Consider the following 5,303-nt stretch of genomic DNA (forward strand, 5'->3'; position numbering starts at 1 on the left):
AGGTGGAGTATCGTTGCAGTTACTTTGCTTAAGCCGGGAGTCGGTTCATTGAAGCTTTTGGGAGAGCAGCTTAGGATGCTAGCGGCGTTGCCCTTGATCTCCTGGCTAGGTATTACCACAGCTTTTTACTTCAGGCCGGAGAAGGCCGATTCTCTTCTGAACGGCCGACGAGCGTTTCTCGCAGCCTCGGTCGTCCGGGGCATGTTGCTCACGCTGTTCACGGAACTGCTAAGTATCATACTCGGCCTCAGACCTGCCGCTCTAATCAGCGTCTGGATTGGCACTGCCGTTACCGTCCTACTCGTGCTCCTTTTGCTGGCTCGCGAGAGACGAGGCACCAGGCATAGTTGGCAGATCGGGCTTTCACGTTTTGATCTGTTCTCTTGCGGCTCGGCAACCTCGATTGTCCTGGCCACAGGAGTGATCGCTTTCGCAGCGCCTCCCAACGGCGCTGAAGGCTGCCCGCCTCGACCCCATCGAGGCGTTGCGCTATGAATGAACGGAAGATTCGATCCCCATTCTGAATGTTCTCTGTGACCGTGACCTGAAATGTCGCCCCGGTAGTTCACTTCTCTTGCAGCACTTCCGACTAAAACCTATATTGATGTATGGTCGAATACCGAATGAGGGGGTGAGCACCATGATAAAGCGTAAGGGGGTCTGCGATGTCTGCAAAACGGAATTTGAGTTGGACAAAGGGAGTTTTGGCGTTACGATAAAAGAAGATACTACTGGCCCCTCCTCCAAGAAGTGGACGATTACCGTTTTGAGTTGCGTTGACGGTTGTCTCGACGAGGGCTTTTCTCACATGTGTGGCATGGCCTGCCTATACCAAGCTATTAGTGAGGCTATCGACAAGAGGACAAAAGAACCTGATTTCAGGATAGTCGGCTACGAGGGTTTAGATGATAGTAACATTCGGGTTATCGATCTCACGGACAAGAAGATCAAGTGACTCTGGCAGATCAAAAATAAAAAGGGGAGGTAGTTATGATTAATAAGAAGATGAAAGTAAGTCACATCATGCCCTGTTCAGTGAATCTTTTGACAGTAGCTTCGAAAACTGAACGCGAAGCCATGACAGCAGGAGCAATGTTCATCTCCGAGGACCCGCCTCTCTTCGTTGTCAGTATCCAGAAAGATATTCGGGCCCATCGTCTGATTGAGGAGACCGGCCAGTTTGTCCTGAATGTTGCATCTACTGAGCAGGTGAAACTTGCCAAGAAACTCGGCCACCAGAAGGCGAAAGACAAGTTTAAGGACTTTGGCATAGAGATCGAGAAAGCCGCCACGGTGAAAGCGCCAATCATCAAGAGCTCCTTTGCGAGCATAGAGTGCAAAGTCATTACGTCTTACCCGGCCGGCAACTTTACGGTTTACGTTGTTGAGGCTGGTGATTTCACTAGAAACAAGGACGTGTCCCCCATGGTGTGGGATATGGACCGGTACTATGCTCTCGGTGAAGAACTGCGGTAGAGACAAGGAGCGGGAGGGTGATTGCCGGCTAACGATGAGAGAAACAGCGTGATCGAAAAAGTGATCATCATGGGGGCTGCGGGAAGGGATTTTCATAACTTCAATGTCTATTTCAGAAATAACCCTCGTTACAACGTTATCGCTTTCACTGCTGCCCAGATACCCGGCATTGAAGGGCGCCTCTATCCGCCGGAACTATCGGGAGCACTCTATCCTCAGGGAATCCCCATCTACCCCGAAGAAGAACTCTCTCAACTCATCAGGCAGCACAGCATCGATCTCGTTTCCTTCTGTTACAGCGACGTTCCTCACATAGAGGTTATGCACAAGGCGTCTCTCGTTACGGCGGAAGGTGCGGATTTCATTTTGCTGGGAGCGACCTACACGATGCTCCGGTCGAATAAGCCCGTCGTGGCTGTCTGCGCCGTGAGAACCGGGTCGGGAAAATCGCAGACAACCCGGAAGGTATGCGCCATTATCAGGCGGCTCGGGAAAAAGGTGGTTGCGGTCCGTCATCCCATGCCCTATGGTGATTTACGAACACAAGTGGTGCAACGTTTCGCGTCCTTTGCTGATTTTGAAAAGCACCATTGCACCATTGAAGAGCGGGAGGAATATGAACCACTGGTAGATGAAGGGATTGTGGTCTTTGCCGGTGTTGACTATGGTCTGATCCTGGAGGCGGCAGAAAAAGAAGCAGATGTGATCGTCTGGGATGGCGGCAATAACGATACTCCTTTTTACCATCCTGATGTGCATATCGTGCTCTTCGATCCGCACCGTCCAGGTCATGAACTCTCCTATTACCCGGGCGAGAGTAACATGCTCATGGCTGACATTGCTATCATCAACAAGGTAGTCACTGCCCCGTGGGGAAACGTGGAGAAAGTAAGGGACAACATCAGACGACACGCACCAAGGGCCGAAATTGTTCTTGCGGAATCCCCTGTCTTGGTCAGTCATCCTGAACTCATAAGGGGAAAGCGTGTCCTGGTGGTTGAAGACGGTCCCACGCTCACTCACGGGGGCATGGCTTATGGCGCGGGGTTGATCGCCGCCAGAGAGCATGGGGCCGCCGAGATAATCGACCCCCGGCCCTTTGCTCGAGGTACCATCGCTGAGACCTACCGGCTCTATCCGCATATCGGCGCGGTGCTTCCTGCCACGGGCTATAGCCCTCACCAGATCAGCGATCTTGAAGAGACTATCAATGACACGGCGTGTGACCTTGTCCTTTTTGCTACGCCTATTCACCTGACGAGAATCCTTTCTCTCAACAAGCCGGCCCTGCGCGTTCGCTATGAGTACAGAGACCATGGGGAGCCGCTGCTCGATGATCTTCTTGCCAGGCGGATGCAACCCTGGATTACAAAGAGCGAGCGTGGAACGGGGGAATAAGATTGTCTCCGCATAAAGATCACCAGAAGAAGATCCTGCTTGTAGCTCTCGGCGGAAATGCGCTGATAAAAAAAGATCAAATCGGCACTGCGGAGGAGCAGTTTCAGAATCTCAGGACCCCCATGCGGCAGATCGCGCGGCTTTCCCGACACTACCGCATTATCATTACTCACGGCAATGGACCTCAGGTGGGCAACCTGCTCCTTCAGGAGGAATGCTGTGACGTGGCTCCCAAGATGCCCCTCGAGATTCTGGTGGCCCAGACGCAGGGCCAGATCGGTTACATGATCGAATCAACGCTGGACAGCGAACTGATGAAAGCCGGCATTACCGGGAAGAACCTGGTGAGCCTGATCAGCTACGTGGTCGTGGATGAACATGACCCTGCCTTCAAAAATCCATCAAAACCTATCGGTCCGCCTTATGCGGCGGAACGAGTCACGGCCCTTCCCTACCCGACAGTGAAAACGGAGAAGGGATACCGGCGCGTTGTGGCTTCGCCGAGACCCATTACCATCGTGGAGAAACGCGAGATTAGAAAACTCATCGAGACGGATTTTATCGTCATCTGCTGCGGCGGCGGGGGTATCCCGGTGGTGCGGGAAGGCCGAGCCTTCTCCGGCGTAGACGCTGTGATCGATAAAGATCTCGCCAGTGCCCGGCTGGCCATGGAAACAGGCGTAGACATTTTCCTGATCGCTACCGACGTGCAGGGTGTCGCTCTTCACTATGGAGAGAAGGATCAGGAGTTCGTTCACACGTTAACTGTAAAAGCTGCGAGCCGCTACCTCAAGGAGGGGCGCTTTCCTCCAGGCTCAATGGGACCCAAGGTTGAGGCAGCTATCGAATTCATTCGCCATGGAGGTGAGAGAGCCGTCATTACTTCTTTAGAGGCGATAGAGGAAGCGGTCTGTGGCAATGCGGGGACAGAAGTCGTGCGGTAACGCTCTAATACTAAAGCACGGCATTGGGTCATTTGCCTGTGGCTATCCGAAGCGGTCTTTAAGCCCTCGCTCCAGCGTGACCACGAAATCCTGGACGTTCGTAAGGATTGAACGGGCAGTAAGGGAACCCCGGTCAGCGAGCTTGCTTACCGCGAACTCGGACATATCAACGCTGTAGAAATAGACAGGACGCACTCTCTCTTTCTCGACCTTGTAGGATGGCACCATGTTGCCGATTGCGATCGCATGAAGCTGCGTTGCCATCGCAACGACCGTGGTTGCCTGACGCGTAAGATCCCGCATACGGTCCTGTGCCAGATATACATCGCCGATCACCTCCGGAAGCGGGCCGTCGTCACGAATCGAGCCGGCAAGAACAGACGGGATACCTTTAAGCTCGACCGCACGCATGATGCCATCCTTTACGTGTCCTGCTTCCACAGCATTCGCAACAGACCCCAGTCCTCTGATCCTGTTGATGGCGTCCAGGTGTTTGTAGTGGCCCGCCGGCACACTTCTCTTGGAATATATTTCCTGTCCCAGGGCCGTTCCGAAAAAAGCTCCTTCAAGATCATGGACCGCCAGGGCGTTTCCGGCGTGCAGGGCATGAACGTAGCCGCGCTCGATCAGCCTGACGAAGGCGTTACGGGAATCCCGGTCGAACACGGTGGCGGGCCCCAGCGTCCAGAGGATAAAACCGTTTTCCCGTTCGTATCCGAGCAATGCATAGAGTTCGTCGTAATCGATGGAAAATGATGTTTCCCTGGTAATGCCGGTGCGAAACGCAAACTTCTCGGTGACAGCGCGAGGAAAGGTAAAACCGGCAGTATGCACAAGAATCCCGTCTTCGCCGTTCTCCCGCCTCCCGCATGCAACCATCTCACCGGCCTTCAGATGACGGAATTCTCTCACCGAGAGTATCCCATACGCATCCATCACCACGACGCAATCCATGCGAGACTCCGCTATGAGACGCCATTCCCCCTTCTGGATCTGCAGGTATTCAGGGAATATTGATGTGGCGTGGTAATTGTCGGGCGCGACACCATCCTGCACTACCTCCTTGAAAACTACAAGGGGACACTCCGAAAATTCTGTTCCAGCGAAGTCCGGGGGAGCATAGGTAGGGAGAACAAACGTCATATGGTGGCTCTCCTCTCAGGCTGCGGTAAAACCCGTTGGAAAAGATTCCTGGACGATAGCTGCGAACATCCGTGCACCGTCAGGACGACTGCACGGTGATCAGAGTAAATCTAATACAAACCGAGCTGAAATGATACGCAATTCCCGAAAGCGATAAAACAGTCCGCACCTAACACGAACTCATGCGCGACCCGCTCTATCACACCGGCCCAGGACTTTAGCCATCGCGGCGCGTCTGGACAAGAACATCAGCCACAAGGCTTAAGCTCAAATTTAATACCAAAGATTAATTGACAAACCGCATCCCGGTGGTACGATCTCCTCGGCGATTCTGAACACTGA

The 5,303-nt window shown here is 53.4% G+C and carries 6 protein-coding genes; 5 read left to right on the top strand and 1 reads right to left on the bottom strand.

The features are described from left to right. The 5 genes from VMT71_11845 to arcC all read left to right on the top strand — a co-directional run. On the top strand, positions 1-495 hold a 495-nt coding region (locus VMT71_11845), incomplete at its 5' end, for a hypothetical protein (GenBank protein ID HVN24655.1). Between the two features lie 145 nt (positions 496-640). Then, a complete protein-coding gene (locus VMT71_11850; protein HVN24656.1) occupies positions 641-955 on the top strand; it encodes a hypothetical protein in 315 nt (104 codons plus the stop codon). 35 nt (positions 956-990) lie between these two features. Continuing rightward, a complete protein-coding gene (locus VMT71_11855) occupies positions 991-1,476 on the top strand; it encodes a flavin reductase family protein (protein ID HVN24657.1) in 486 nt (161 codons plus the stop codon). Between the two features lie 21 nt (positions 1,477-1,497). Continuing rightward, positions 1,498-2,874, top strand: coding sequence for a cyclic 2,3-diphosphoglycerate synthase (locus tag VMT71_11860; protein ID HVN24658.1), 1,377 nt, complete (start codon positions 1,498-1,500; stop codon positions 2,872-2,874). A gap of 2 nt (positions 2,875-2,876) precedes the next feature. Next, entirely contained in the window at positions 2,877-3,818 is a 942-nt protein-coding gene (gene arcC, locus VMT71_11865; GenBank protein ID HVN24659.1) for a carbamate kinase, read from the top strand. 42 nt (positions 3,819-3,860) lie between these two features. Here arcC and VMT71_11870 read toward each other — a convergent pair whose 3' ends face one another. Beyond that, positions 3,861-4,961 carry a hypothetical protein gene (locus VMT71_11870; protein ID HVN24660.1) on the bottom strand — a complete coding sequence of 367 codons (1,101 nt, stop codon included), beginning with the start codon at positions 4,959-4,961 and terminating at the stop codon, positions 3,861-3,863. Positions 4,962-5,303: the final 342 nt, after the last annotated feature.

The sequence above is a fragment of the Syntrophorhabdales bacterium genome (assembly GCA_035541455.1).
Classification (GTDB): Bacteria; Desulfobacterota; Syntrophorhabdia; order Syntrophorhabdales; family WCHB1-27; genus JADGQN01.

Coding starts and splice junctions, on each gene's coding strand:
- VMT71_11870 (HVN24660.1), bottom strand. CDS start 4,961: ATGACGTTTGTTCTCCCTACCTATGCTCCCCCGGACTTCGCTGGAACA.
- VMT71_11850 (HVN24656.1), top strand. CDS start 641: ATGATAAAGCGTAAGGGGGTCTGCGATGTCTGCAAAACGGAATTTGAG.
- VMT71_11855 (HVN24657.1), top strand. CDS start 991: ATGATTAATAAGAAGATGAAAGTAAGTCACATCATGCCCTGTTCAGTG.